General features: G+C 78.4%; 1 pseudogene. It reads left to right on the top strand.

Annotated elements, in window-relative coordinates:
* Positions 1–213 (top strand): annotated as a pseudogene (locus BST12_RS35240) (PE family protein); the annotation flags it as partial.

Below are 213 nucleotides of genomic sequence, written 5' to 3'. Positions count from 1 at the left end.
GCGGGGCGGGTCCGATCGAAGGTGCCGGCGGAGCCGGGGGCAATGCAGGTCAGCTCGGCGGCTCCGGCGGGGCCGGCGGGAACGGCGGCCAGCAGGGTGCACCCGGCGGCGCCGGTGGCCACGGCGGCAATGCCGGTACGTGGTTCGGCAACGGCGGCAGCGGCGGCAACGGCGGCGACGGTGGTATCGCGCCGGTCGGTACCAACGCCGGCG

It is taken from the genome of Mycobacterium angelicum, from assembly GCF_002086155.1.
GTDB lineage: Bacteria > Actinomycetota > Actinomycetes > Mycobacteriales > Mycobacteriaceae > Mycobacterium > Mycobacterium angelicum.
This window is presented reverse-complemented; position numbering and strand designations above follow the sequence as displayed.